At 58.8% G+C, this 25,971-nt stretch carries 22 protein-coding genes; 16 read left to right on the top strand and 6 right to left on the bottom strand.

Going from position 1 to position 25,971, the window contains the following annotated elements:
• Window positions 1–44: 44 nt before the first annotated feature.
• The 3 genes from gcvT (at window position 45) to gcvP (ending at window position 4,521) form a co-directional block, all read left to right on the top strand.
• On the top strand, window positions 45–1,139 hold the full coding sequence (gene gcvT / locus AC2D8U_RS14930) for a glycine cleavage system aminomethyltransferase GcvT (RefSeq protein WP_484619874.1): 1,095 nt from the start codon (window positions 45–47) through the stop codon (window positions 1,137–1,139).
• A 17-nt stretch (window positions 1,140–1,156) separates the two neighbouring features.
• Window positions 1,157–1,546 (top strand): glycine cleavage system protein GcvH, encoded by a 390-nt coding sequence (gene gcvH, locus AC2D8U_RS14925; protein ID WP_484619873.1) that lies wholly within the window; start codon window positions 1,157–1,159, stop codon window positions 1,544–1,546.
• A gap of 101 nt (window positions 1,547–1,647) precedes the next feature.
• Window positions 1,648–4,521 carry an aminomethyl-transferring glycine dehydrogenase gene (gene gcvP / locus AC2D8U_RS14920; RefSeq protein ID WP_484619872.1) on the top strand — a complete coding sequence of 958 codons (2,874 nt, stop codon included), beginning with the start codon at window positions 1,648–1,650 and terminating at the stop codon, window positions 4,519–4,521.
• A 98-nt stretch (window positions 4,522–4,619) separates the two neighbouring features.
• On the opposite strand, the gene AC2D8U_RS14915 is transcribed toward gcvP, so the two are convergent.
• The 4 genes from AC2D8U_RS14915 to AC2D8U_RS14900 form a co-directional block, all read right to left on the bottom strand.
• Window positions 4,620–5,525, bottom strand: a complete 906-nt coding sequence (locus AC2D8U_RS14915; RefSeq protein WP_484619871.1) for a cation diffusion facilitator family transporter — start codon at window positions 5,523–5,525, stop codon at window positions 4,620–4,622.
• A gap of 608 nt (window positions 5,526–6,133) precedes the next feature.
• Window positions 6,134–8,107, bottom strand: a complete 1,974-nt coding sequence (locus AC2D8U_RS14910; RefSeq protein ID WP_484619870.1) for a multiheme c-type cytochrome — start codon at window positions 8,105–8,107, stop codon at window positions 6,134–6,136.
• A 577-nt stretch (window positions 8,108–8,684) separates the two neighbouring features.
• The gene (locus AC2D8U_RS14905; protein ID WP_484620042.1) at window positions 8,685–9,638 is read right to left on the bottom strand and encodes a LysR family transcriptional regulator; all 954 of its coding nucleotides are present in this window, start codon (window positions 9,636–9,638) and stop codon (window positions 8,685–8,687) included.
• Between the two features lie 562 nt (window positions 9,639–10,200).
• Entirely contained in the window at window positions 10,201–10,941 is a 741-nt protein-coding gene (locus AC2D8U_RS14900; RefSeq protein ID WP_484619869.1) for an enoyl-CoA hydratase, read from the bottom strand.
• Between the two features lie 69 nt (window positions 10,942–11,010).
• Between AC2D8U_RS14900 and AC2D8U_RS14895 the strand changes: the two genes are divergently transcribed.
• The 3 genes from AC2D8U_RS14895 to AC2D8U_RS14885 are packed head-to-tail and all read left to right on the top strand — an operon-like array spanning window position 11,011 to window position 13,144.
• Window positions 11,011–11,457, top strand: coding sequence for a copper chaperone PCu(A)C (locus AC2D8U_RS14895; protein ID WP_484619868.1), 447 nt, complete (start codon window positions 11,011–11,013; stop codon window positions 11,455–11,457).
• Window positions 11,458–11,487: 30 nt separating this feature from the next.
• Entirely contained in the window at window positions 11,488–12,462 is a 975-nt protein-coding gene (locus AC2D8U_RS14890; RefSeq protein ID WP_484619867.1) for a DUF2333 family protein, read from the top strand.
• Window positions 12,463–12,469: 7 nt separating this feature from the next.
• Window positions 12,470–13,144, top strand: coding sequence for a TIGR04219 family outer membrane beta-barrel protein (locus tag AC2D8U_RS14885; RefSeq protein ID WP_484619866.1), 675 nt, complete (start codon window positions 12,470–12,472; stop codon window positions 13,142–13,144).
• Between the two features lie 124 nt (window positions 13,145–13,268).
• On the opposite strand, the gene tolC is transcribed toward AC2D8U_RS14885, so the two are convergent.
• Window positions 13,269–14,594: an outer membrane channel protein TolC gene (tolC, locus tag AC2D8U_RS14880; protein ID WP_484619865.1), complete on the bottom strand. Its 1,326-nt coding sequence runs from the start codon at window positions 14,592–14,594 to the stop codon at window positions 13,269–13,271.
• A 207-nt stretch (window positions 14,595–14,801) separates the two neighbouring features.
• Here tolC and nudF point away from each other — a divergent pair, with 207 nt between their 5' ends.
• From nudF to rraB, 10 genes are all read left to right on the top strand, one after another.
• On the top strand, window positions 14,802–15,419 hold the full coding sequence (gene nudF / locus AC2D8U_RS14875) for an ADP-ribose diphosphatase (RefSeq protein ID WP_484619864.1): 618 nt from the start codon (window positions 14,802–14,804) through the stop codon (window positions 15,417–15,419).
• A 1-nt stretch (window position 15,420) separates the two neighbouring features.
• Entirely contained in the window at window positions 15,421–15,897 is a 477-nt protein-coding gene (locus AC2D8U_RS14870) for a DUF1249 domain-containing protein (protein WP_484619863.1), read from the top strand.
• Window positions 15,894–16,721: a 3',5'-cyclic-AMP phosphodiesterase gene (cpdA, locus tag AC2D8U_RS14865; protein ID WP_484619862.1), complete on the top strand. Its 828-nt coding sequence runs from the start codon at window positions 15,894–15,896 to the stop codon at window positions 16,719–16,721. Before AC2D8U_RS14870 ends, cpdA begins: the two co-directional genes overlap by 4 nt.
• Before the next feature lie 46 nt (window positions 16,722–16,767).
• Window positions 16,768–17,373, top strand: a complete 606-nt coding sequence (locus AC2D8U_RS14860; RefSeq protein WP_484619861.1) for a YqiA/YcfP family alpha/beta fold hydrolase — start codon at window positions 16,768–16,770, stop codon at window positions 17,371–17,373.
• A gap of 68 nt (window positions 17,374–17,441) precedes the next feature.
• Entirely contained in the window at window positions 17,442–19,331 is a 1,890-nt protein-coding gene (gene parE / locus AC2D8U_RS14855) for a DNA topoisomerase IV subunit B (protein WP_484619860.1), read from the top strand.
• A 31-nt stretch (window positions 19,332–19,362) separates the two neighbouring features.
• Complete coding sequence (locus AC2D8U_RS14850) at window positions 19,363–20,481, top strand: PQQ-dependent sugar dehydrogenase (RefSeq protein ID WP_484619859.1); 1,119 nt, start codon at window positions 19,363–19,365, stop codon at window positions 20,479–20,481.
• Window positions 20,482–20,518: 37 nt separating this feature from the next.
• A complete protein-coding gene (gene parC / locus AC2D8U_RS14845) occupies window positions 20,519–22,807 on the top strand; it encodes a DNA topoisomerase IV subunit A (RefSeq protein WP_484619858.1) in 2,289 nt (762 codons plus the stop codon).
• A gap of 73 nt (window positions 22,808–22,880) precedes the next feature.
• A complete protein-coding gene (locus AC2D8U_RS14840; RefSeq protein ID WP_484619857.1) occupies window positions 22,881–23,540 on the top strand; it encodes a CatA-like O-acetyltransferase in 660 nt (219 codons plus the stop codon).
• Between the two features lie 85 nt (window positions 23,541–23,625).
• The gene (locus tag AC2D8U_RS14835; RefSeq protein ID WP_484619856.1) at window positions 23,626–24,354 is read left to right on the top strand and encodes a 1-acylglycerol-3-phosphate O-acyltransferase; all 729 of its coding nucleotides are present in this window, start codon (window positions 23,626–23,628) and stop codon (window positions 24,352–24,354) included.
• Window positions 24,355–24,371: 17 nt separating this feature from the next.
• A complete protein-coding gene (gene rraB, locus AC2D8U_RS14830; protein WP_484619855.1) occupies window positions 24,372–24,737 on the top strand; it encodes a ribonuclease E inhibitor RraB in 366 nt (121 codons plus the stop codon).
• Window positions 24,738–24,849: 112 nt separating this feature from the next.
• On the opposite strand, the gene AC2D8U_RS14825 is transcribed toward rraB, so the two are convergent.
• Window positions 24,850–25,947, bottom strand: a complete 1,098-nt coding sequence (locus tag AC2D8U_RS14825; protein ID WP_484619854.1) for an anhydro-N-acetylmuramic acid kinase — start codon at window positions 25,945–25,947, stop codon at window positions 24,850–24,852.
• Window positions 25,948–25,971: the final 24 nt, after the last annotated feature.

The raw sequence follows: 25,971 nt of genomic DNA, 5'->3' as shown, positions 1-25,971 counted from the left end.
TGGTCAGTGTGTGATGGGTGGGTCGGTCTTGTCAGGGAGTGGATATGTCGAGTAAGACTGTACTGTTTGAGCAGCACCAGCAAGCTGGTGCCAAGCTGGTGGATTTTCATGGTTGGGAGATGCCGCTGCATTACGGCTCTCAGGTTGAAGAGCACCATCAGGTACGCCAGGACGCGGGCATGTTCGATGTTTCGCATATGACCGTCGTGGACGTTGAAGGGGTCGAGGCCAAAGCTTTCCTGCGCAAGCTTTTGGCTAACGATGTGGCCAAGCTTACGACCCCCGGAAAGGCCCTGTACGGGGGCATGCTCAACGAGCAGGGGGGGGTGATAGACGATCTGATCACCTATTACCTGTCTGATACTTCTTACCGATTGGTGGTGAACTCCGCCACCCGGGTCAAAGATCTCGAATGGATGGGCCGCCAGGCCGAGTCCTTCGCGGTTACCCTCACCGAGCGCCCTGGTCTTGCCATGATCGCCGTTCAGGGACCTAATGCCAAAGCCAAGGCTGCCACCGTGCTGAGCGCCGAGCAAAATGCTGCCGTCGAGGGGATGAAGCCCTTCTTTGGTGTACAGGCGGGCCAACTCTTTATCGCCACTACGGGTTATACCGGAGAAGCGGGATATGAGATCGTGGTGCCCAATGAGCAGGCCCCGGCTTTGTGGCAGGCCCTGCTGGAAGCGGGGGTGAAACCCTGTGGTCTGGGGGCGCGGGATACCCTGCGTCTGGAAGCGGGCATGAACCTGTATGGTCAGGATATGGATGAGGGGATCACTCCCCTGGCAGCCAATATGGGTTGGACCATCGCCTGGGAGCCGGCGGATCGTGATTTTATTGGTCGGGGTGCGCTGGAGCAGGCCCGGGCCGAGGGCAGTGACAAATTGGTGGGGTTGGTGATGACCGACAAAGGGGTACTGCGTGGCGGGCTCAAGGTCTTTTTCACCGACATCGATGGCAAAGAGTGCGAAGGGGTGATCACCTCTGGAACCTTTTCTCCCACCTTGGGCCATGCCATCGCCATGGCGCGGGTGCCTTTGGGGATAGGTGAACATGCCGAAGTGGAATTACGTAAGAAGCGGGTGACGGTACAGGTGGTGAAACCCTGTTTCGTCCGTAACGGTCACAAAGCCTTTTGAGCAAGGGGTAGCAAGTCATGAGCAACATTCCATCTGAATTGAAATTCGCCTCCACCCACGAATGGGTTCGCCCCGAGGGGGATGGGATCTTCACCGTAGGGATCTCCGAGCATGCCCAGGAGCTGTTGGGAGACATGGTGTTTGTGGAGTTGCCGGAAGTGGGCGACACCATCAGTGCCGGTGATGATTGTGCGGTGGCCGAGTCGGTTAAGGCGGCCTCCGATGTGTATGCCCCGGTCACCGGAGAGGTGATCGAAGTGAATGCGGAGCTGGAAGATTCTCCCGAGCTGGTCAACAGCGGCCCCTACAGTGATGGCTGGTTCTTCAAGGTGAAGATCAGCGATGAGTCTGAGCTGGATAACCTGATGAATGCTGAAGGTTACCTGGCGTCCATCGACGAGGACTGATCCCGTTTCCCGACAAAGCCCCATTCATTATGGGGCTTTGTGTTTTCTGCTCCGGTGAGGCCCGGGGGAGCCGGGCCTCGCCTCTGTACGAGTGAGATCGAATGAAGACCCTGTTATCCCTACAAAACCAAGATGAATTCCTTCAGCGTCATATCGGTCCGGACGAGGCTGAACGTGCTGCCATGCTCGCTGCCATCGGCGCCGACAGCCTGGATGATCTGACGGCCCAGATCGTACCGGAAGCGATCCGTGCCGCCGAGCCTTTGGGTCTCGCGTCTCCGGTCAGTGAGGTGGATGCTCTGGCGCGCCTGGGGGCAATTGCCCGCAAGAATGAGGTGCGCAAAACCTACATCGGCATGGGGTACTACAACACCCATGTCCCCCATGTGATCCTGCGCAATGTGCTGGAGAACCCGGGTTGGTACACCGCTTATACTCCGTACCAGCCGGAGATCGCCCAGGGGCGCCTCGAAGCCATTTTGAACTTTCAGCAACTGACCCTGGATCTGACCGGTCTTGAGCTGGCTTCAGCCTCCCTGCTGGATGAAGCCACGGCGGCGGCGGAAGCGATGGCTCTGGCCAAGCGGACTTCGAAGAATAAAAAATCCGATCGCTTCTTCGTGGCAGAGGATGTCTTTCCCCAGACCCTGGATGTGGTCAGGACCCGGGCCGAGCAGCTGCATATCGAAGTGATCGTTGGACCGGCTTCGGCCGCGGCGGATCACGATATCTTTGGCGTCCTGCTGCAGTATCCGAATCAACTGGGTGGGGTTGAGGATTATCGGGCATTGGCTGAGGCCGTGCACGAGAAGAAAGGCTTGGTCTGCGTCGCCTCGGATCTGCTGGCTCTGGTGAAACTCAAGGCCCCCGCGCAGTGGGGCGCGGACGTGGTGTTTGGCTCGGCCCAGCGCTTTGGCGTTCCCATGGGGTATGGTGGTCCCCACGCCGCTTTCTTTGCCACTCGGGATGCCTTTAAGCGCTCCATGCCTGGCCGGATCATCGGGGTGTCCAAGGATACCCGTGGCAAACCGGCCCTGCGCATGGCGATGCAGACTCGAGAGCAGCATATTCGCCGTGAAAAGGCTAATTCCAATATCTGTACGGCCCAGGTGCTGCTGGCCAACATGGCGTCATTCTTCGCCGTATATCATGGTCCCGAAGGGCTTGCGAGGATCGCCGAGCGCACCCATCGGATGACCTCCATCCTCGCCGCTGGTCTGATGCAGCGGGGCGTGGCACCGGTGAACAGCAGCTGGTTCGATACCCTGACCCTGAAGGTGACGGATCGCGACGCCGTGCTGGCTCGGGCCGAGGCTGCGGGGATCAACCTGCGCACCGATAGGCCTGAAACCTTGGGGATCAGCCTGGATGAGACCACCACCGTTGCCGATCTGGCTGTGCTGTGGGATCTGCTGTTGGGCGAGGGGCATGGCTTGACCGTGGATGCCGTGGATCGCCAGGTGGATGATGAGGTGCTGGATCCACGTCTGCTGCGTGACACCCCATTCTTGACCCATGAAGTGTTCAACCAGCATCACAGCGAAACCGAGATGTTGCGCTACCTGCGCCGACTGCAGGGCAGGGATCTGGCGCTGGATCACTCCATGATCTCCTTGGGCTCCTGCACCATGAAGCTCAATGCCACGGCGGAGATGATCCCGGTGAGCTGGCCCGAGTTCGCCAATCTGCACCCCTTCTGCCCTCAAAGCCAGGCCCAGGGCTACCGAGAGCTGGTGCAGACCCTGTCCGACTCTCTGCTGGCGATCACCGGCTACGATGCCCTGTGCATGCAGCCCAATTCCGGGGCTCAGGGGGAGTACGCCGGCTTGGTGGCGATCAAAAAGTATCAGCAGAGCCTGGGGCAGGGCCACCGGGATATCTGTTTGATCCCCGCCTCCGCCCACGGCACCAACCCGGCTTCCGCCATGTTGGCCAGCCTCAAGGTGGTGGTGGTGGCCACCGCCAAGGACGGCACCGTGGATATGGATGATCTGCGGGCCAAGGCCGAAGAGCACAGCGAACGGCTCTCCTGCATCATGGTGACCTACCCCTCCACCCATGGGGTGTATGAGGAGCAGATCGGGGCGATCTGCGAGCTGATCCATGAACACGGCGGTCAGGTGTACCTGGATGGGGCCAACATGAACGCCCAGGTGGGGATCACCTCCCCGGGGCTGATCGGTGCCGACGTATCCCATCTCAACCTGCACAAGACCTTTGCCATTCCTCACGGGGGAGGCGGACCGGGTATGGGGCCCATCGGCGTTAAGGCGCATCTGGCCCCCTTTGTTGCCGGCCATGCGGTGGTGAAGACCGGTGGGGAGCATGAAAACAATGGCGCCGTGTCGGCGGCCCAGTATGGCAGTGCCTCGATCTTGCCCATCAGCTGGATGTATATCGAGATGCTGGGCGCCCGGGGCCTGACTGAGTCGACCCAGGTGGCCATGCTCAATGCCAACTATCTGGCCACCGAGTTAGGGCAGCACTATCCCATCCTCTATACCGGCCGCAATGACCGCATCGCCCATGAGTGCATCATCGATCTGCGTCCGCTCAAGGAGGAGACCGGTGTCACCGAGATGGATGTGGCCAAGCGCCTGATGGATTACGGCTTCCATGCCCCGACCATGAGTTTCCCGGTGGCGGGCACCCTGATGATCGAGCCCACTGAGTCGGAAGGGAAGGCCGAGCTCGATCGCTTTATCCATGCCATGGTCAATATTCGCGAGGAGATCGCCCAGGTGGGCCGAGGGGAGTGGCCAGCGGATAACAACCCGCTGTGCAATGCCCCTCACACCCTGGCCGACATTATGGATCCGGACTTCGATACGCGCCCCTACAGCCGCGATCAGGCGGTGTTCCCGGTAGCGGAGCTGCGGGATAACAAGTTCTGGCCGACGGTGAATCGCATCGATGATGTCTTCGGCGATCGTAACCTGTTCTGCGCCTGTGTGCCGATGGAGGCGTATGAGTAAGAGCAGCGGTTAGCTATCAGCTATCAGCTATCAGCGGTTAGCTATCAGCTATCAGCGGTTAGATCAAAACGCCCCGGCCTTTGGCCGGGGCGTTTTGATTACTGGGCGGGCTGGACGTCCGGTGCCGAGTCCTCACAAGGATCAATATGGATCAACACTTCCCGTACCTCCGGGCCGTATTGCAATAGCTGGTGCTCTACGCGGTCGGCGATGTCATGGCCCTGGCGCACGGTTAAATGACCGTTGACGGTGACATGCATGTCGACCATCAGGCCGCCGTGATAACGGGTGCGCAGGCGGTGGATCCCCTGTACCCCCTCAACCGACAGAGCCTGTTCGCGCAACTGATTGCGAACCTCTTCGTCGGCGCCCCGGTCCAGCAGTTCATGCAGGGCAGGCAGGCAGATCTGGATGGCGGCATGGAGGATGAAGAGGGCGATCACCGCGGCGCCGATCAGATCGATCCAGGCCATCCCCGGCAGCAGCATGGCGCCGATCACCGCGATGGCTGCTGGCATGGAGCTGTAGGCGTCACTGCGATGGTGCCAGGCGTTGGCGATCACTGCGGAGGAGCCCAGTCGCTTACCTTCACGCAGGGTCCAGCGGAACAGAAACTCTTTGACGCTGATGGAGATCAGGGCGGCGGCCAGGGCGATCATGCCGGTTTCCCGGACATCGCCTGCGCGCCAGGCCTGGTGGGCGTCGAAGCCGATCCCGATGGCGGCCAGCAGCATCATCAAACCGATAAACAGGGTTACCGCAGTTTCGTATCTGTGGTGGCCGTAGGGGTGCGCGTCATCGGCCGGGGCCGACCAGATGTTGACGCCGATCAGCACGGCGATATCACTGATCAGGTCCGTCAGGCTGTGTAGGCCATCGGCCACCACGGCGCGGCTGTGCCCCAGGGTGCCAGCGATGATCTTCAGCAACGCCAATCCGAGGTTGAGGATGAGCCCGATCCAGGTGATCCGCTGTACGCCTTGTTTGATCTCGTGTTGTTCCACAGTGTCTTCTCTAATCAAGTTGCGCTGCGATTATACGGGGCAAACGCGTGGTGCACAGGGAGAAATCCAGATAAGTGTGCCGTAATTTATCGATTAATCGATGACACCGCGTGTTGGGGCGATTGGGCTTGTCGACGCCCACTTTTGCAGCATCCCCTTGGGGCCGGGGCCGGGCATTTTCCCCTTTTGATGCCCTTTTAGCCTCGATTCGGTGCTTATCCTCGCTCCTGCCCGGTACGGCTGCGTTATCAGCCAGAGTCGCGTGTTAACTTAGCTGCCCCAGCTCCGTCATAATAGAGTGGTTACAGTATGCCTGCGTGCTTGAATCTTCGGTTGCCCCCCCTGTCTCAGCTAGCCTTTCTTGCCCGTATTCTGGGTGGCTCCACTGTCACACCAGAGTGGTGCTTTACGCCTTTAAACCTTAGGCATTTCACCGTGCTCTCTACCGTGCCTCACCCGGCTTTATCTGGACACTTTGCCACGATAGAGATAGGGCTCTAAAGGACCTGGATTACAACAGTGTTTGCATCCCCGCAGAACCGCGATGAAGCATAAAAAAGGCGCCTTGCGGCGCCCTTGGATACGTTTTCAATCTTGCAGGATTTGAATCAGTAGTTGTGGTACTCGGCCATCTTAGTGGAGGAGTGACAGACGACACAGGACTCGTAGATTGGCGCCGGATCGTAGATGTCGTAGAACTGAGGGGCCCCATCTTTGTCTTCGCCCTGGTGCTGTATGACTTCGGCGGCCACAGTGACATTGAAGTCACCGCCCATGGATTCCATGTGGGCTTTAGCTTGTGGTGTGCTGTGACAGCTGGAACACGCGGCGGAGATGGCTGTGATGCCGTAGACCTTGTGGTCTGCGTCGGCATCCAGCACGACCGCTGGAGCAACTTTAGCCAGATCAAATGCACCGGTGTGACACGCTGCACAATCTACCAGGGTGCCCACTGGGGTATCAAAGGCTTTGCTGCCGGTTGGCATCTTGTTCAGTTCACGACGCTCTTTGTAGGCACCAAAGTGCATGCTGTGCACCAGTGGACCCCAGGCCATCACTTCCTGTTCGTTATTTTTCGCCGGTTCGTAGTTGTAGGCCGTGTGACACTGGGTGCAGGCATCGCCGCCCAGTTCGCCACCGCGCTGGGAGCCGTGACCGTCCAGGCCCTCGGTATGACAGGTCAGGCACTTGGCACCGTCAGAGGCGGTGCGGCGAACATCCTGAATGTTGGAAACCGTCATCGGTGCACGTTTACCCCCATCGTAATAAATGCGGCCATCCACGCCACCCACCAGTACCTCACCCTCTTCGTAGGCTACCGCATGGGTGACCACATAGGTAAAGGTGCCGTCGCCGTTGTCGACGATGGACTGGGAGCGGGCGACATGGCCGGCATCACGACCAGGCAGTACAACCTCACCATGTTTAACCACAGAGGCCCAGCCACGTGGACTGTCGGCATTGGTTTCCCCATCCACCGGAACCATATTGGCGAGATCAACGACCTTGCCATTGATGTCAGTGGCCTTGACGGTCACTTCAATGGCGCTAAGGTCATCGCTGCGCTCAATGCTGACCAAGTCGAAGTGGTAGCGGTTAAGGGCCTCGTTACGAGCCGTGCCATTATTGTGGTCGTAGTATTTGAAGGCCCCTTCATTGTGACACCCAGCGCAGGACGCATTATCGTCGTTGGCATGATTACGGCCACCACGCTCGGGATCGCGCAGATCGGTGTGACAGGTTTCACAGCCGTTGATGCTGGCGGTAAATACCACATCATCCAGGTGACAGCTGGAACAGCGGCCCTGATCCATCGAGTAGTTATCAGCCAGATTCGCATGGCCGCGAGCGACGTAACCGCCATTCTTATCGGACATGTAGCCATGGCCAATCATCGCCATGGTGTTGAGTGCCATGGGATCGCCCTCGCCTTCCACATGGGTGTGACAGGTCAGACAGGCATCCATCACAGTCACGGTTTCGCCATCGGCTTCCAGTGCGTGGTGATGCTGGTGCCAGCCCCACGCACTGTTGCCCGGAGCGTCCTCAAAGTTACCGTGGCAGGCAACACATTTGGCATCGTCAGTGGTGGCCTGGCTGGCGTACTGGTCGGAGTCTTTGTTGAACATGATGCGCATGGAGCGTTCGGTCACGATGGCGCCACGACCCGGACGGATGTAACCCACACCGGTGGATTCGGCCGTAACCGCATCCCAAGGCATCGCCAGAGAGTAGATGCCGTCACCTTCATGGGTCAGGGTGCCTTCAGAGCCGGCATCCTCGGTAGCGAAGTACTTATCGATGGATTGGCCCAGTCTGCCATCTTCGTTGGTGATGGTGGCATACAGCTGGACGCGATCCAGGTTCTCGATGGCAACGCCATCCTGGTTCTGAACGGCAAACTCTACCGTTACCAAGCCTTCGGTAAAGGCCCAGTTGTGCACCTGCGCGTCAACGCCAGCGATCACCACGGGTGGCTCCCATGGGGTGCCGTCAGCGCCATCTTTGCCGTCTTCGGCACAACCTGTCAGGCCAATGGCCAGCGAGCCGGCAATCAGCCAGCTCAGTGTGTTTCTTTTCATCATCATCTCATCCCTTGCATTAGGTGCTTTTACAAGCCAAAGAAGCATTGCGCCGATATAGTCGGGCAACAAACAAAAAAAGAGAAATTGGGATGAAAGATGTTTTTTATCCCTGTACGTGATGAAACCGGTCAGGTTGATAGAGGAGAAAGAAATAAATCTTCAAAACCGGTCGGTCGCCGAGCGATAAGGTGAGTCTGAATTCTATGTTGTGCAATTCTGAATTGCCATCATGGGGGCTCGGCCCATAATAGTAACATTGGTTTTTCGGAATAATCGAAGGGTATGAAAAGGAGGGGGTAAAGAGCTTACTCCCTATGGGGTAATTGTGTGACTTTAGCTCCTTGTCGAGATGCTTCTCATTAATCTTTCGTACAAGGATTATCTATGGAAATCATCTTCGGAGAGCCATTAAATGTTATGGCGATGGATGGTGTGTTCGGAGGCTGTTGAATTAATGAAAGATGCTGAGGTGCGATGACCTCAATGAGAAAGGTATCTACATCTGGCCACTCAGTTTATTGTGTGTATCGATGGGTGACCGAAGGCTCCAACCTTTTAGGCGAAGCCTCTTGGTTTAAGAGGGCAGACTCACGTTCTCTTGAACAAATTGTTCTACCTCTTTAATCAACCATTTCGGCAGGTGGTCATCGTCCCGTCGAGTCACTGAGTAGTACTCGGGGCACGGTGCGCGCTGATGCAGCCGAGCGTATTCTACGGAACTCATTTTTTGGGTTTTGAGTCCTGGGAACTGAGCCAGAAAATCGGCAGCACAGTGTGAGCCGATAAAGGTGATGGCATCGGATTCCAGCAGGAACTCGCTGACTTCAGACAAGGCACTCGCTTTGCCCGCCAGGTACAGCTGTTGGCCTTGATCCATGGCGTATAGCTCGAGTGGATCAACTTGATCATTGAAGGCGGTGCATTCGGTGATCAAGAAGGGGTAGCCAATGATGGCTTGGAGCAAGTTATTGGGCGGGCGCAGCCAGATGGGATGGTTCTCTCGAGCGACCACGTAGACTTGCTCGCCCGACGCAATATAGCGCGATTGCAGCTGCTCTTTATCGATGGACTTATAGGTCAGAAGCAGGTCGGTTCGATTCTGAACCAATTCATCGGCGGCATTAGTGGTCAGTGGGCGCACATTCAGAGTCAGATCGAACTCCTGCTCTATGGCCTTGCGTTTCAGGGTTGCGGCAAGGCGATTCGATAAGGTCGGGGGGGCACTGATCACAAAGCTTTGTTTGGCTTGTCGCAGACTCTGGTCGCAGCTCTCACTGGCTTGATTGCACAGGCTTAGGACTTGTTGAAAGTAGGGGTAGAGTTTATCCGCCATGGCCGTGGTTTCGAATCCGTATTGGCGGCGAATAAAGAGTTTATCTCCCATGGCATGGCGAAGTGCAGAGAGGCACCGGCTCACTTTTGACGGGGCAATGTTTAAGCTATTGGCAACAGTAAGTGAATTATGGGATTCATAAACCATGACAAAGATTTTGATTGTAAACAAATTGATTCCATTCAGGCGATCCATTGTGAACAACCCCCCCATATATATACTCCACATTCTGAAAATATATATCCTTTGAAATTTAAATGCGTTTTTTTGGTATCAGAATGACAAGAGTCTTAAGTGCAATATTTCATTTTGCGACCTTGTCGGAAAACTTAGGTGTTATCGAGTAAAGTGTTTGTCCGTTCTTGCGTGTGAAGCTCTCAAATGGCATTCAACAGTTACTGACGGTTGGCTTTACTGTGTAGTTCTTTCCTGCTTGGGTTTTTGAATGGAGTAAAGGGTGTGAAATTAATGTTTAAAGCCGGTGGGTGAATGGCCTCGGTTATATTTATACAAATATAACCGAGGCATGCCCTATGGTGTGGGTGCCTATTAAAGCTGTATCTTCTCGTTGCTTTATCACGGGATCAGGCAGGCCATGAGTTTTGACTCTTTCTGATCTTTCATCCCCTCGTACAGCGGATCCACCCTCTTTCTCCTGGCTTATGCGCTTTGGTCTTTCGAGAAGGGTAAGGAGCCTAGGGCAAACCGCGTGAAGCCGATGCGACTGCGGTTTGCTCAAGGAGTGAACTTGGGTTGTTCAGTGGTTAATAAGGGCCTGGATCTGTGCCTTGGCTTCCTCCCCTCTGACCAACTCGATAAAGAGCTCAAGCTCACGATCGACCACTGCCGACAGATCGGCGGGTCGGGATTGGCGCAGCAGTTTGAGCGAGGCGCTCAGGGCCCGGGGCGGTTGGGCGGCCAGGGCCTGGGCTTGCGCCTGGGCGTGATTGAGCAGTTGCTCGGCGGGCAGCAGTTGATTCACCAGGCCCCACTGGTGTGCCTGTTCGCCGCGAAACGGTTTGCCCTGGAGGATGAGCTCGGCGCTGCGCTGGTAACCGATCAGGGCCGGCAGCAGTGCGCTGGAGCCCGCCTCGGGAACTATCCCCAGATTCACGAAGGGCAGCATCAGTTTGGCATCGGCCGTGGCGTAGATGAGATCGCAATAGAGCAGCAGGGTGGTGCCAATGCCCACGGCTGGACCGGCCACCGCGGCGATCAGGGGTTTGCTGATCTGCGGGAGAAGCCGAATAAAGCGGATCACTGGCGTGTCATCGTCGAGGGTCTCCAGCGACAGGAAGTCACCCAGATCGTTGCCGGCGCAGAAACAGTCGCTTTGTCCCTGGAGCACGATGGCTCGAACGGCGGGATCGTGTTCGGCCTCTGCGAGGTGGCTGGCCAGCAGGGCATACATCTGTTGCGTCAAGGCGTTACGCTTGTTCTGGCGGTTGAGGGTCAGTACCATGACTGAACCGTCCCGGTGGCAGAGGATCGTGTCCATGGGGGCTCCTAGCGTGCTGTTGATTCGACAGTTCCATTGGTTAGTCAGTGTAAGGGAAGCGATATGGGTGTGAAACGTTGGTTTGGATTAGGTGCGGCCCTGCTGTCGGCCCCCTTGATGGCGTCGGTGCTGGTGCAGGCGCCTCATGTTCGGGCGATGCCGCCCGGGGTCCCCAATACGGCGGGTTACCTGACGTTGATCAGCCAAGCACAGGACGATGCCCTGGTGGCGGTGCAGTGTCAGGGCGTGAAGCGCACCGAATTGCACACCATAGTGCATGAGGGTGGCCTGATGAAGATGCGCCCGGTAGCGCGCATTGCACTGCCCAAGGGGGAGCAAGTGGCGCTCACTCAGGGTGGCTATCACCTGATGATGATGGGGCTGGATGCCACGCCGAAAGCGGGTGAACGGCTAAGCTGTACCCTGTCTTTTGCCAAGGCCCAGTCGCAGACGCTGGCGTTTGAGGTGCGGGATCTGAATCAGGCAGAAGAGCATCACCACCATCATCACCATTAACCGAAAGGCGACGGGATACGAGGAGCGGGTATGGAGCGGATCACGGTAAAGCGCGTTGTATGGGCCCTGTTGGGACTGATGTTGTTGAATTATCTGGTGGCGGTCTGGTGGAGCATGGAGCCTGATCCCATAGGTTACCAGCAGCTGCAGCCTGAGGATCGTGAGCCCGTGGTGGGCTATGCCACCACGACGGCTGCCATTCTGGTGGGCACCACCCTGTTGGATAAACCCGGGGGATTCCTCTCCAACGATGTCATGCCGCCCTCGGTATTGATGGACAACATGCCAGCCTTCGAGTTTGGTGCCCTGGAGCAGTTGCGGGATCTGACCCTGGTGCTGCGCCGGGATTTTGCCCGCTCCCAGTCCCAGTCCACCGAGCATAAGGCGCTGCAGCTCGCCCAACCCAAATTTAATATCGATCATCGCAGCTGGATGGTGCCGCGGGCCGAGGCCGAATATCGAGCCGGGATCCGGGCGCTGGAGCGCTACCGGGACGGGATCCTGGATCGGGCCGACGAACAGGCGCAATTCTATGCCCGGGCCGACAATCTGGTGAGTTACCTGGAGATGGTCGAGAAGCGTCTGGGCAGCCTGTCCCAGCGACTGGCCGCCAGTGTCGGCCAGGAGCGCTTCAATACGGATCTGGCCGGTGACGAGGCGGCCCGCCAGTCCACCGGCCAGTCCCTGGAGACCCAGGTGCGTACCAGCTGGTGGAAGATCGACGACGTGTTTTACGAAGCCCGGGGCAATTGCTGGGCGCTGCTGGCCTTTATGCGGGGCATAGAGCAGGATTTTGCCCCGGTACTGGAGAAGAAGAACGCCCGGGTGAGCCTGCAGCAGATCATTCGTGAGCTGGAGTCCACCCAGGAGACGGTCTGGAGCCCCATGATCCTCAATGGCGGGGGCTTTGGACTGGTGGCCAACCACTCCCTGGTGATGGCCAATTACATTTCTCGCGCCAACGCGGCGCTTATAGACCTTAAACAACTGATGACACAGGGTTAATGACAATATGAAGTTGAAGCCGAGCGTATGTGCCGTTGCTTTGGCTGCCGGGCTGGCGATGCCGGCCCAGGCGGATTTTTTGGGTGTAAAGGCGGGGATGGATCTCTTTTTCGTCGCCACCAACGGTGAACTGCAGAGCGCGAGCCAGGATTGGAATGACAAGAGCCGGATCAGCGCCTACGCGGCGTTTGAGCACTTTATTCCGGTGATCCCCAACCTGATGGTGCGCCACAACCAGATGGGCACAAAGGGAGAAGGGGATGAGCTGGATCTGTCCAACACCGATTTCGTGTTCTATTACGAGCTGCTGGACAACCCGGGCCTGGAGCTGGATCTGGGTTTGAACTACCGACTGTACAGTGGTGAGGCGATCGATCGCAGTGGCTTTACGCCAAGCTATAACGATCTGGATAAGGGCGTGTTCATGGGCTATGCCCGTGGCCGCTTTAACCTGGTGGGCACCGGCCTGTTTGCCTTTGCCGACGTCAGCCTGACCAACTACAACAGCAAGGCGATCAGTGACTACCAGCTGGGCATGGGCTTCAGTGTGGGCCTGGTGGCCCTGGATCTGAACCTCAAGGCGGGCTACCGCCAGCATGACTTTGATGTTCGCGGTTTCAACGGGATCACCGCCGACGTGACCCAGGATGGCTGGTTCATGGGGGCCGAGCTGCACTTCTAACTGCGTATTTGAACCATGAAAAAACCCGCCAATTTGGCGGGTTTTTTGTCTCTTGCGCGATCAGCTCCGTAGGTTAGCTTAGCGGCGCAGCCGCGTAAGCTGACGAGGCGACCCGCGGTGTCTCTTACTTTTGATCACCGTCTTTATCAGCTTCGGTCGCGGGACGCAGGCCCTGGTTGATCATCACAATGTCCTCTTCAGACAGGGTGCCGGCGGCCTGTTTCAGAGTCAGCACCGAGAGGATGTAACCGTAGCGGGCATCCGCCAGTCGACGCTTGGCCTGGTACAGCTGACGAGTGGAGTCGAGCACCTCGACGATGGTCCGGGTACCTACCTCAAAGCTGGCCTGGGTTGCTTTCAGGGCACTCTCGGCGGAAACGACTGACTGCTCGTAGGCGCGGATGGAGGTTAGGGACGCATTGATGTTGTTCAGGCTGGCGCGGGTGTTGCGCACGACGGAGCGGTAGTTTTGCTCCAGATTCTGCTGGGCACCCACATAGTTGGCCTGGGCCTGCTTGACCTGGCTGGTAACGCCGAAACCGGAGAAGATCGGCACCGACAGGGTTACCCCGACATTGCCGGTATCGGCGGATTCCCACCCGCCAGGCAGATCGGTGCGGTTTTGACCGACGTTAGCGGTCAGAGCCACGCTGGGTAGGTGGCCGGTCTTGGCCAGGCTGATCTGCTGCTTGGCGATCTCGACGCTGATGCGATTGATCAGCAGTTGCAGGCTGGACTCCTCGGCGATGGACAGCCACTGCTCATGGCCGCTTGGGGTCGGCTTGCTGGGGCTGAAGCGCTGGGTATCCAGGATGTTCAGACGCTCGTGGCTCAACCCGGTGATCTCACGCAGGGCCTCGAAGCGGTTTTCCAGGTTGTTTTCGGCGTTGATCTCGTCAGCGATGGCCAGATCAAACTGGGCCTGGGCTTCGTGCACGTCGGTGATGGCGGTCAGGCCCACGGCAAAACGCTGTTTGGTTTGTTCCAATTGACGTTCGATGGCACGCTTGTTGGCGCGGACGAAATTCAGGTTGTCCTCGGCAGACAGTACGTCGAAGTAGGCGTTGGCCACTCGAACGATCAGCGCCTGTTCGGCCTGGCTGTATTGTAACTCGGCCCGAGCAGCACTCTGCTTGCTCAGATCCAGGTTGACGTAATTTTTATGATCGTAGATGGACTGGTTCAGCCGCAGGTTGGCATTGGTACTATCGTTGCCGGTGTCGCCAAACTGATTGGTGTAACCCAGGGTGGCGTTCAGCTGTGGCAACAGGCTGGCGCGACGCTGGCCGATCCCTTCGTAGGCAGCATCCCGGCTGGCCCGAGCTTGCAGCAGTACGGGATCCTTTTCCAGGGCTTGTTGATATATCTGCAGCAGGTCGTCCGCCTGGGCGGACAGCGAAGCGCAGGCAAGGCCAACGGCCAGGCACACGGAGCGCAGTTTGAGGTTCATTACCAATCCTTAATCAATTACAGAGGTCAACCCGAGGGGGCTGGTGGCATAATTTCGCGGCAAAACGATGCCGACTCCCCTAGACGACCGGATCTTTGCCAGCGATAGTTAACCGAATCCGGGTCTTGTCAGTCAATGTTCAATCAATGGGCAAGTGTAACAGAGTACACTGAACCAAAGCTGTAACTCTTTGTAAAAGGAAACAACATGAAATCTGGGCCACAGAAGTATGGGGGAGCCGCGGTAGAGATTGAGTCTCGACAGACCTTGTTTGAGGGTTTCTTTAAGATGGAGCGTATTTGCTACCGACACCCCCTGTTTGCCGGTGGCAAGAGTGAACGTGTGTGTCGCGAGGTGTTTGAGCGGGGGGATGCGGTGGTGGTACTGGCCTATGATCCCAAACTGGATGCCTTGGTGCTGATCGAGCAGCTGAGGATCCCGGCGCTGCGCACCAGTCAGACTCCCTGGTTGCTGGAGTTGATTGCCGGGATCATCGAGCCCGGTGAATCCCGCGATGAGGTGGCCCGTCGCGAGCTGATGGAGGAGGCCGGTCTTGAGGCGACCTGTTTAACGCCGATCGCCAGTTTCCTGACCAGCCCTGGTGGCACCAGTGAGCGTCTCTATCTCTATCTGGCAGAAGTCGCTTTGCAGGGGGAGGGGGAAGGCCTGTTTGGTCTGGCCCATGAGCATGAAGATATCCGTCGACACATTGTTTCCCGCAGTCAGGCGCTGGCCTGGGTCGAGCAGGGCGTGATAGACAATGCGAGTACCATTATTGGTTTGCAGTGGCTGGCTTTGAATCACGGCAAGTTAAAGGCGGGTTAAGGTGGGCCACCGTCGCTCTGCCCCAAGTCGCTATGCCCCAAGCCTGGATGCCCTGATGCGGGTGTGTGGACGCAACTACGCGGCCTTGAGTCGCTTGCTGTCCACGGCTCGGCAACGGCAGGGCCAGCAGGAAAGGTATTGTTGGCAGCACCCCCAAGAGTCGGTGAAGCTGGAGATTGAGGTGCTGGAGCGGACCCGCTACACGGAAGTGATCCGCCTGCGTCGACAGGCGCCTCCGCTGCCTCTGGTGGACCCTCCCTGCCTGGAGGTGCGTCTTTACCACGATGCCAACCTGGCAGAAGTGCTGGCCGGGCGGCCATTTTTGCGACTGCTGCCTCGTTATGAGTATCCCAATGCAAGGATGCTGCAGCGTGATGAAAAATTTCAGGTTAACCTATTCCTAGCCGAGTTGTTGGCCCAGTTTGTCCAACGGGAATGGCATCTGGTAACCCCAAGCGAGGAGAGTCGCGGACTTTGACCCGGAACCTGGAACATGTGAGCCCCGTCGCCGCCGACGGCAGCGTGCTGCTTGCGCAGTTGAGTGATCCCCACCTGTTTGCCGACAGGGATAATGTGTTTTTGGGGATCAATCCCCACAACAGCCTTTCTGCCGTGATCGCCCAACTGGGGCGCGAGCAGGGGGTGGACGCCGTGCTGGCCAGCGGGGATCTCAGTCAGGATCATTCCGAAAACTCCTACCGTCTGTTCGCCGAGTTGATCTCGTCGCTGAATAAACCTGTCTTTGCCCTGCCAGGCAACCATGATCTGCCCCAGCGGATGGAGGCTGTGCTGGCCCAAACTTCGGTTCATACCCAGCGCCAGGTCCGCCTCGGTGCCTGGCAGATGCTGATGCTCAATTCGGCGGTCACTGGCCTGCCCTCCGGGCATGTTCCCCTGGCGGAGCAGCGCTGGTTAAAAGAGACATTGGAAGCCACACCAGACACGCCGACCGTGGTGGCCCTGCATCATCATCCTGTGCCCACTGGCTGTGCCTGGTTGGATCAACACAGCCTGGATAATGGTGCCGAGTTTCTTGCCCTGATCCGCCGTTATCCCCAGGTGAAGGTGGTGCTGTTCGGCCATGTTCACCAGGAGATGGATGTACCGGAGGGAAATGCCCGCCTGTTGGCGGTCCCCTCCACCAGCATCCAGTTCCTGCCGGGGAGCGCCGGGTTCGTCCTGGATCCCCGTCAGCCCGGCTACCGTTTGCTGCGCCTTTTCCCCGATGGTAGCATCGAAACTCAAGTCAAACGTCTGATCGGCGGCCAGTTTGTTCCCGATCCCAGTGCCTCCGGGTATTGAGCCTTCGTGCTGGCGTACCGCCTTACGTCGATAAGAGTCGATCAGCATGTTGCTATATTTGCACGGATTCAACAGCGCCCCCAGCTCCACTAAGGCACAACAGGTGGCGCACCATATGGCCTGTCATCATCCGGATGAACCCCTGTCCATTCCCCAGCTGGCCACGGGCCCTGCCGAGGCCGTGGCCCAGTTGCTGCCCATTGCCCGTTCGGCGGTGGCCGTCGGTGAACCGCTGCGTCTGATGGGCAGCTCTTTGGGGGGGTATCTGGCGACCTATTTGCTGGAAAGCCTGAGTGAGGCGCACCCCGAGGCCGACATTCGAGCCGTGCTGATCAATCCGGCGATCCGCCCCTATGAGTTGCTCAGCGACTATATCGGTGAGCAGATCAACGACTATACCGGTGAACGTTACCGGGTCGAGCTGCAGCATATGGATGAACTCCAGGCTTTAGAAAAGTCGCTGATCCGTCGCCCCGAGGCCTACAAGGTCTTGCTGCAAGCGGGTGACGAAGTGCTGGACTATCGACAGGCGGTGGCCAAATACCCCCGTAGCCAGATGGTGCTCGAGCCCGGTGGTGATCACAGTTTCGTTGGCTTTGAGAACCATTTGGCCGATGCGCTGACCTTCCTGGGGCTTGAACCCGCCGGTTGAGTCGCGGTTGAACCTTTTCCTCGGGCCTCGCTATGATGGCCCCATTACGCGAAACATTGGATAAGTTGATGAGCAGTCAATACACCTCAGATGCGATTGAGGTCCTCAGTGGTCTGGAGCCGGTGCAGAAACGGCCAGGCATGTACACGGAGACGAGCCGCCCCAACCACTTGGGTCAGGAGGTGATCGATAACAGTGTGGATGAGGCCCTTGCCGGGCATGCCGATGATATCCAGGTGATCCTGCATGCCGACCAGTCGTTGGAGGTGATCGACAATGGCCGTGGCATGCCGGTGGATATCCACCCCGAAGAGGGCGTGCCCGGGGTCGAGTTGATCCTCACTCGGTTGCACGCAGGCGGTAAATTCTCCAACAAGAACTATGAGTTCTCCGGCGGCCTGCACGGGGTCGGGATCTCCGTGGTCAACGCCCTGTCCAAGCGGGTTGAGGTCAAGGTTCGCCGGGATGGCCAGATCTATGAGATGGCGTTCGAGCATGGTGCCAAGGTGGAAGATCTGACGACCACGGGCAGTGTCGGGCGTCGCAATACCGGCACCAGCGTACACTTCTGGCCCGATGCCAAGTACTTTGACTCCGGTAACTTTTCCGCCAGCCGTATGGCCCACGGCTTGCGCGCCAAGGCGGTCCTCTGCCCGGGGTTGCGCATTCGCTTTGAAGACAAGGTGAAAGGCGAAAAGCATGAGTGGTATTTCGAAGAGGGGCTGCGCGACTACCTCACCGATGCGGTGAAAGAGTGGCCCAAGTTGCCGGAAACCCCCTTTGTCGGCAACTACGCCGGCAATAAGGAGGCGGTGGACTGGGCCGTGCTCTGGTTGCCGGAAGGGGGGGACAGCCTCGGCGAGTCCTACGTCAACTTGATCCCCACCGCTCAGGGCGGCACCCATGTCAACGGCTTCCGCCAGGGCCTGCTGGAGGCGATGCGTGAATTCTGTGAGTTCCGTAACCTGCTGCCCCGAGGAATCAAGCTGGGGCCGGAGGATATCTGGGACAAGGCCGCCTACGTGCTCTCCACCAAGATGCAGGATCCCCAGTTCTCCGGCCAGACCAAGGAGCGCCTCTCCTCCCGTCAGGCCAGTGCCTTTGTCTCGGGTGTGGTGCGTGATGCCTTCAGTTTGTGGCTCAATGAGCACACGGATCAGGCCGAACTGCTGGCGGAGCTGTGTATCAACAATGCCCAGAGCCGATTGCGTAAGGCCAAGAAGGTGGCCCGTAAGAAGGTGACCTCGGGCCCCGCCCTGCCGGGTAAGCTGACCGACTGCTCCGGCCAGGATGCCAGCAAGGGTGAGTTGTTCCTGGTGGAGGGGGACTCGGCCGGTGGCAGTGCCAAGCAGGCCCGGGACAAGGAGTTCCAGGCGATCATGCCGCTGCGCGGTAAAATTTTGAATACCTGGGAGGTGGATGCGTCCCAGGTACTGGCTTCCCAGGAGGTACACGATATCTCCGTGGCCATCGGCTGCGATCCGGATTCGGACGATATCTCCGGCCTGCGTTACGGCAAGATCTGCATCCTGGCGGATGCCGACTCCGATGGTCTGCATATCGCGACCCTGCTGTGCGCCCTCTTTATGCAGCACTTCAAGATTCTGGTAGAGCGTGGCCACATCTATGTGGCGATGCCGCCCCTGTTCCGCATCGACATCGGCAAAGAGGTGTTTTACGCCCTGGACGAGTCGGAGAAGGAGGGGATCCTGGATCGGATCGCTGCCGAGAAGAAGCGGGGCAAGGTGCAGGTCACCCGATTCAAGGGGTTGGGTGAGATGAACCCGCCCCAGTTGCGGGAGACCACCATGGATCCCAACACCCGCCGCCTGGTGCAGCTGACGGTGGATGACGCCGAAGCCACCATGGCGTTGATGGATATGTTGCTGGCCAAGAAGCGCTCCGGCGATCGCAAGGAGTGGCTGGAGCGTAACGGCGATCTGGCGGAGCTGGACTGAGCGGTTTCGCACAGCCTTAAGGAGAATCCCCATGCTAAGACGGATCTTGGCACTCGTGCTGCTGACCACATCGGCCCCGATCTGGGCGGCACCGGCGGCGATCACTGCGGCGAAAATGCCCGAGGGCTTTGCCCTTGAGCTCTACGCCGAGGGGATCGACAACGCCCGGCAGATGGCCTGGGGTGAGCGGGGCACCCTGTTCGTCGGCTCCCGCAAGGCAGGGCGGGTGTACGCCGTGCGTCATGTGGACGGGCGGCCGGTGCGGGTGCAGATCCTGGCTTCGGATCTTGTCATGCCTTCGGGCCTGACGGTGCGGGGGGGGACGCTCTATGTGGCGGCGGTGTCACAGATCCTGGCCTATGACGGGATCGAGGCCGCGCTGGTAAAAGGTGAGACGCCGATCCCCAGGGTGGTGATCGACGATCTGCCAGAGGACCGACACCACGGCTGGAAGGTGCTGGCGTTTGCCCCCGATGGACGCTTGATTGTGCCGGTGGGTGCGCCCTGCAACATCTGCGAGCCGGAACTGCCCTATGCCAGTATCCTGGCCATCGAGCTGGAAAGCGGGGAGCGAGAAGTACTGGCCCGGGGTGTGCGCAACTCGGTGGGGTTTGATTTCGATCCCGTCAGGGGCGAGCTGGTGTTCTCGGACAATGGCCGTGACATGCTGGGGGACGATCTGCCGCCCGATGAGATCAACCGGGTGTCGACACCGGGCAGTCATTTTGGTTACCCCTATCGGCATGGCGGGGTGGTGGAGGATCCCCACTTTGTGCTGCCAGGCGCGCTCAAGGACACCTTGGTGGCTCCCATCGCCCGGTTGCCTGCTCATGTGGCGCCGCTGGGGGTGCACTTCTATCAGGGCGAGGATTTTCCCAGCCCCTGGCGCGGTGCGCTGCTGATCGCCGAGCACGGCAGTTGGAATCGCTCGAGCAAGGTGGGCTACCGGATCAGCGCGCTGACCGATCCCCGTGGTGAGGCCGGGCTGGAAAACGCCGGCTACCGGGTGCTGTTGGAGGGCTGGCTTGATGGCGAAACGCCCCTGGCCCGACCGGTGGCGTTTTTACCCCACCCCGATGGTGGGGTGTTGATCAGCGACGATTATCAAGGTCGGATCTACCGTTTGACCTACGCAAACACGCAAGACTGAATTGTATTAACTCCGGCAGTGCCGGCAAGTGAGAACCATGACTGAACTGAGCGAAATGAGCTTAGAGGGCGTCGAACAACAGCCCCTGCGCCAGTTTACTGAGCAGGCTTACCTGAACTACTCCATGTACGTGATCATGGATCGGGCCCTGCCCTTTATTGGCGACGGCCTCAAGCCGGTACAGCGCCGCATCATCTATGCGATGAGCGAGCTGGGGCTGAATGCCACCGCCAAATACAAGAAGTCCGCCCGTACCGTCGGCGATGTATTGGGTAAATACCATCCGCATGGCGACAGCGCCTGCTACGAAGCGATGGTGCTGATGGCCCAGCCCTTCACCTACCGCTACCCGTTGGTCGATGGTCAGGGCAACTGGGGGGCACCGGACGATCCTAAGTCTTTCGCTGCGATGCGTTACACCGAATCCCGCCTGTCCCGCTTCTCCGAGGTCTTGCTGTCGGAGCTGGGCCAGGGCACGGTGGACTGGGGCGTCAACTTTGATGGCACCCTGAAGGAGCCCAAGACCCTGCCGGCTCGCTTGCCGCACATTCTCCTCAACGGCATTACCGGCATTGCCGTGGGCATGGCGACGGACATTCCGCCGCACAATGCCCGTGAGGTGGCCAACGCCTGTGCCCACCTGCTGGAGAACCCGAAAGCCGAGCTTTCCGAACTGATGCAGTTTGTCCAGGGACCCGATTACCCCACCAAGGCGGAGATCATCACCCCCCGCGCCGACATCGAGAAGATGTACCGGACCGGCAAGGGCTCGATCAAGATGCGTGCCGTGTACGAGCTGCAGGACGGCGAGGTGGTGATCTCAGCCCTGCCTCACCAGGTCTCCGGGGCCAAGCTGATTGAGCAGATCGCCGCCCAGATGCAGGCTAAGAAGCTGCCCATGGTGGCGGATCTGAGGGATGAGTCCGATCACGAGAACCCGGTGCGCCTGGTGATCGTGCCACGCTCCAACCGCATCGACACCGAGCAGTTGATGGCCCATCTGTTTGCCACCACCGATCTGGAGAAGAGCTACCGGGTCAACCTCAACATGCTGGGGTTGGACAACCGTCCCATGGTGAAAGATCTGCGCACCATCCTGGCGGAGTGGCTGCAGTTTCGAAGCGAGACGGTGCGACGCCGCTTGCAGCACCGTCTGGACAAGGTGCTGGCCCGCCTGCACATCCTCGATGGTTTGTTGATCGCCTTCCTCAATATTGACGAGGTGATCGAGATCATCCGCAATGAGGATGAGCCGAAGGCGGCATTGATCGCCCGCTTTGGCCTGTCCGAGAAACAGGCGGAAGCCATTCTCGAGATCAAGCTGCGTCAGTTGGCCAAGCTCGAGGAGATGAAGATCCGCGGTGAGCAGGCCGAACTGGCCAAGGAGCGCGATAAACTGGAGCTGATCCTCGGCTCCGAGCGTCGCCTTAAAACCCTGGTCCGCAAGGAACTGCTCGCCGATGCCGAGACCTATGGTGACGAGCGTCGCAGTCCGCTGATGGAGCGCAGCGAGGCCAAGGCTCTGTCTGAGCAGGATCTGACTCCGGCGGAAGCGGTTACCGTGGTGATGTCCGATAAGGCCTGGGGTCGTTGTGCCAAAGGCCACGAGGTGGATCCGGCCGGCCTCTCTTACCGCAGCGGCGACAGCTACCTGTCCCATGCTCGAGGGAAGAGCAACCAGCCGGTGCTGTTCCTGGAAAGCTCCGGCCGGGCCTATGCGACAGAGCCCCATACCTTGCCGTCGGCACGCAGCCAGGGTGAACCCCTGTCCGGCCGCTTCAACCTGGTAGCGGGTGCTCGCCTCGAGCATGTGCTGATGGGGCAAAGCGATGAGTTGTACCTGATGGCCACAGACGCGGGCTACGGCTTTATCTGTAAGTTTGAAGATATGATCAGCCGCAACAAGTCCGGTAAGGCCCTGTTGACGGTGCCGGTTGGCGCCGAGGTGCTGCCACCCCAGAAGGTGGGGGATCAGGGCACTCAGCGTCTGCTGGCGGTCACCACTGAAGGTCGGATGCTGCTGTTCCCACTGGCTCAACTGCCGGTACTGGCGAAGGGTAAGGGCAACAAGATCATCGGTATTCCCACGGAGAAAGCCAAGAGCCGGGAGGAGTACCTCAAGCACCTGCATGTGATCGGTGAAGGCAGCCAGATCACCCTGTGGGCCGGCAAGCGTAAGCTGACCCTCAAGGCCGCCGATCTGGAGCATTACCTGGGTGAGCGGGGCCGTCGCGGCAATAAGCTGCCCCGGGGACTGCAGCGAGTCGATCGGGTTGAGATCGAGTCGTCGGTGGCTCCGTCCGTCGAGCCCACTGACGCCGAATAAGCCGCCCGGTTAAACCTGACATTTTGAACTTCAAGCCTGGGCCTCGGCTCAGGCTTGTTCTTATGGGTGTACGATGATCTATCTGGATCCGCAAGGGTGGCCTCGCCACCAGCAATTTGAGTTCTTCCGTGCCATGGAGAATCCCTACTTCAGCCTTTGTGCCGACGTGGACGTGTCCGCTCTGCTGCGCCATTGCGAGCGAAACGGGATCAGCAGCTACCGAGCCATGGTGTATGCCTTGTTGAGTGTTGCCCAGCAGTTACCCTGGATGCGCTGGCGTATTCGTGGCGAACAAGTGGTGCAACATGAGCTTCTCAGCGCGGGTTTGACGGTGCTGGGGCAGGATGGCCAGGTGCGTTTCAGCCGTACCGCCTGGCAAACGGACTTTGCTGCCTTCGAGGCGGAGTTGAAAGCCAATACCGAGACGGCCGCCGTCAGTGAGACCCTGTTTAATCCTGGTTGCAGCAAGGCAGAGCACGATGCCGATCTCTACCTCTCCTGCCTGCCCTGGGTGCGTTTTACCCAGTTTAATAATCCGATGCCGATGATCCCCGATGACTCGGTCCCCCGGATCGTCTGGGGCAAGTACGACCAGCATGGGGAAAAAACCGTGATGCCGGTTGGGATCCAGGCGCACCATGCCCTGGCCGACGGGTTGCATCTGGGGCAGTTCTATCACGCCTTACAGCACTGCCTGGATACTCCACAACAATGGCTTGCGAGTCAGAATTAACTTCAGCGCACAAGTGTTAACCTGAGGGATTGCGGGGGGGAAATAGCGAGGTATACTGGGCGCCCTTTATTTTCGGAGAGCCGCCGTGCTGAAGTTGATCCGTTCCCTGAGCCTGGGTGTGCTGCTGGTGGGAGCCTTTTTATTGGCCCTGTTGATGTGCTTGCTGCGTCCGTTCCACCGCAATAATGTCTACCATGTCGCCAACTGGTTTGCCAAAGTGAGCCCGGTGATGGGCTTTAAGGTGGTCAAGCGCGGCCAGGAGAACCTGCTGGTGGAGCATCCCGTGGTCTACGTGGGAAATCATCAGAACAGCTTTGATCTCTTTACCCAGAGCGCCCTGGTGCCGCCGGGCACTGTGAGCCTGGGTAAGAAGAGCCTGATCTGGATCCCCCTGTTTGGCCAGATCTACTGGTTGACCGGCAATATCCTGATCGACCGTAACAACCGCAGCAAAGCGATCTCCACCATCCAGAGTGCGGCCCAGAAGATCCGCGATAAGGCCCTGTCCGTCTGGATCTTCCCCGAGGGGACCCGCTCCCGGGGCCAGGGTCTGCTGCCCTTCAAAACCGGTGCTTTTCACACCGCCATCAATGCCGGGGTGCCTATCGTGCCGGTACTGGCCTCTTGCCAGAAGGATATCTGCCTGGGTAAGCGGGATAACGGTGTGGTGATCGTCGAAGCGATGGAGCCTATCTCCACCGAGGGGCTGGGTCGTGAAGATGTGCGCGCCCTGGCACAAGAAGTCTACGATAAGATGAATCAACGGTTGGCTGAGCTGAACGCAGAAGCGCAACAGCTGGCCCTGGCCAAGTAAGGAGCCTGAGACCTGCCATGAACAAAGAACAATTGATTGCCGAACAGCAGATGGAAACCCGCGAGATCGTCCAGGCACTGAAGGACGATGGCTCCGATCCTGAGGGCACCTACAACATCGAGCATCACTTCGCTTCGGAAGACTTCGATGCCCTGGAAAAGGCGGCAGTGGATGCCTTCAAGGCCGGATTTGCCGTGGACGATGCCGAAGAGCTGGAGCTGGATGATGGCAGCGTTGCCTACTGCTTCTCAGCCATGGCCGAGCATTCCCTGGATATTGAGCGTCTGGACAAGGATTGCGAAGCCCTGATTGAACTGGCCCATAAGCACAAGGTGCTGTATGACGGCTGGGGCACCCACTTCGTCGAGCCGACCAAGCAGTGATCCTTGACGGGAACTGAGTGTTAAGGGATCGGCTTAGCATGAAAGACCAAAAGCCAGCGCATTTGCGCTGGCTTTGCTGTATTCAAGGGAGCAGTAAGTCCGTATTGCCCGTTCAGGCGGCCGGATACCGCCCGCCCAGTACCGCAAGGCGGGATGCCCCGGTAACGGCGGGCAGGTTGCCGGGGAGGCCGTTAATGTGGCGCCAGGCCAGCCAGGCGAAGGCGACGCTTTCCACCAGTTGTGGATCCAGTCCCAGCGCTGTAGTGCTGTCGATGCGGTAATTGGGCAGGGCCAGTTTCAGCTGGGAAACCAGCTCGGCATTGGCCGCCCCCCCGCCACACAGGTAAAGCTCACCTCGGTCAGCGTGATCCTGAGTGCAGCGGGCGATGCTTTGGACGGTACAGGCCAGCAGGGTGGCCATCACGTCTTCCAGCGGCAATGCTCCCAGGCTATTGAGGTGGCTGTACAGCCAGCTGAGATTAAACAGCTCCCGGCCGGTGCTCTTGGGGGCGGGCTGGGCAAAATAGGGGTGGGACAGCAGGCGCTTGAGCAGGGCACCATCCACTTTTCCTGAGGCGGCGATGGCCCCGCCCTTATCGTAATTCTGGCCAAAATGCTCTCGTGCCCAGGCGTCCATCAGGGTATTGCCTGGGCCTGTGTCATAGCCTAAGACCTCACCATTCCCCAGATACGTCAGGTTGGCGATCCCGCCGACATTGACGATCAGGCGAGGGATCTCTGCGGTGAACAGGCCGGCATGAAACGCCGGCACCAGAGGGGCACCCTGACCGCCAAGGGCGATGTCCTTGCGACGGAAATCGGCAATCACATCGATGCCGGTCTCCACCGCCAGGGTGTTGGGGCAGCCGATCTGCAGGGTAAAAGCGTGATGGCCTTCGGGGTGGTGGCGGATGGTTTGTCCATGACTGCCGATGGCAGCGACGTGATCGGCGTGGATCCCGGCTTCGTCCAGCAATTCGTTAACGGCGACGGCAAAGGCCTGGGCGACGGCTCGGTCTGCTCGGCCCATGCGATCGATCTCATCATGGCCCGGGCTGCACAAGGTATGCAGTTCGGCCAGTAGGGCGGCGGGGATCGGCACACTGTGATGGGCGACCACCTTGGGGTGTCCCTGCTCGTCGAACTGGGCAAGGACGGCATCGATGCCATCCATCGAAGTGCCTGACATTAGGCCGATGCAATAAGTCATCCTTTGGGCTCCATAAGGAATGCG

Source organism: Ferrimonas sp. YIN67 (assembly GCF_057219095.1).
The sequence above is the reverse complement of the archived record's forward strand: the minus strand, read 5'-3'. Positions and strand labels throughout refer to the sequence as shown.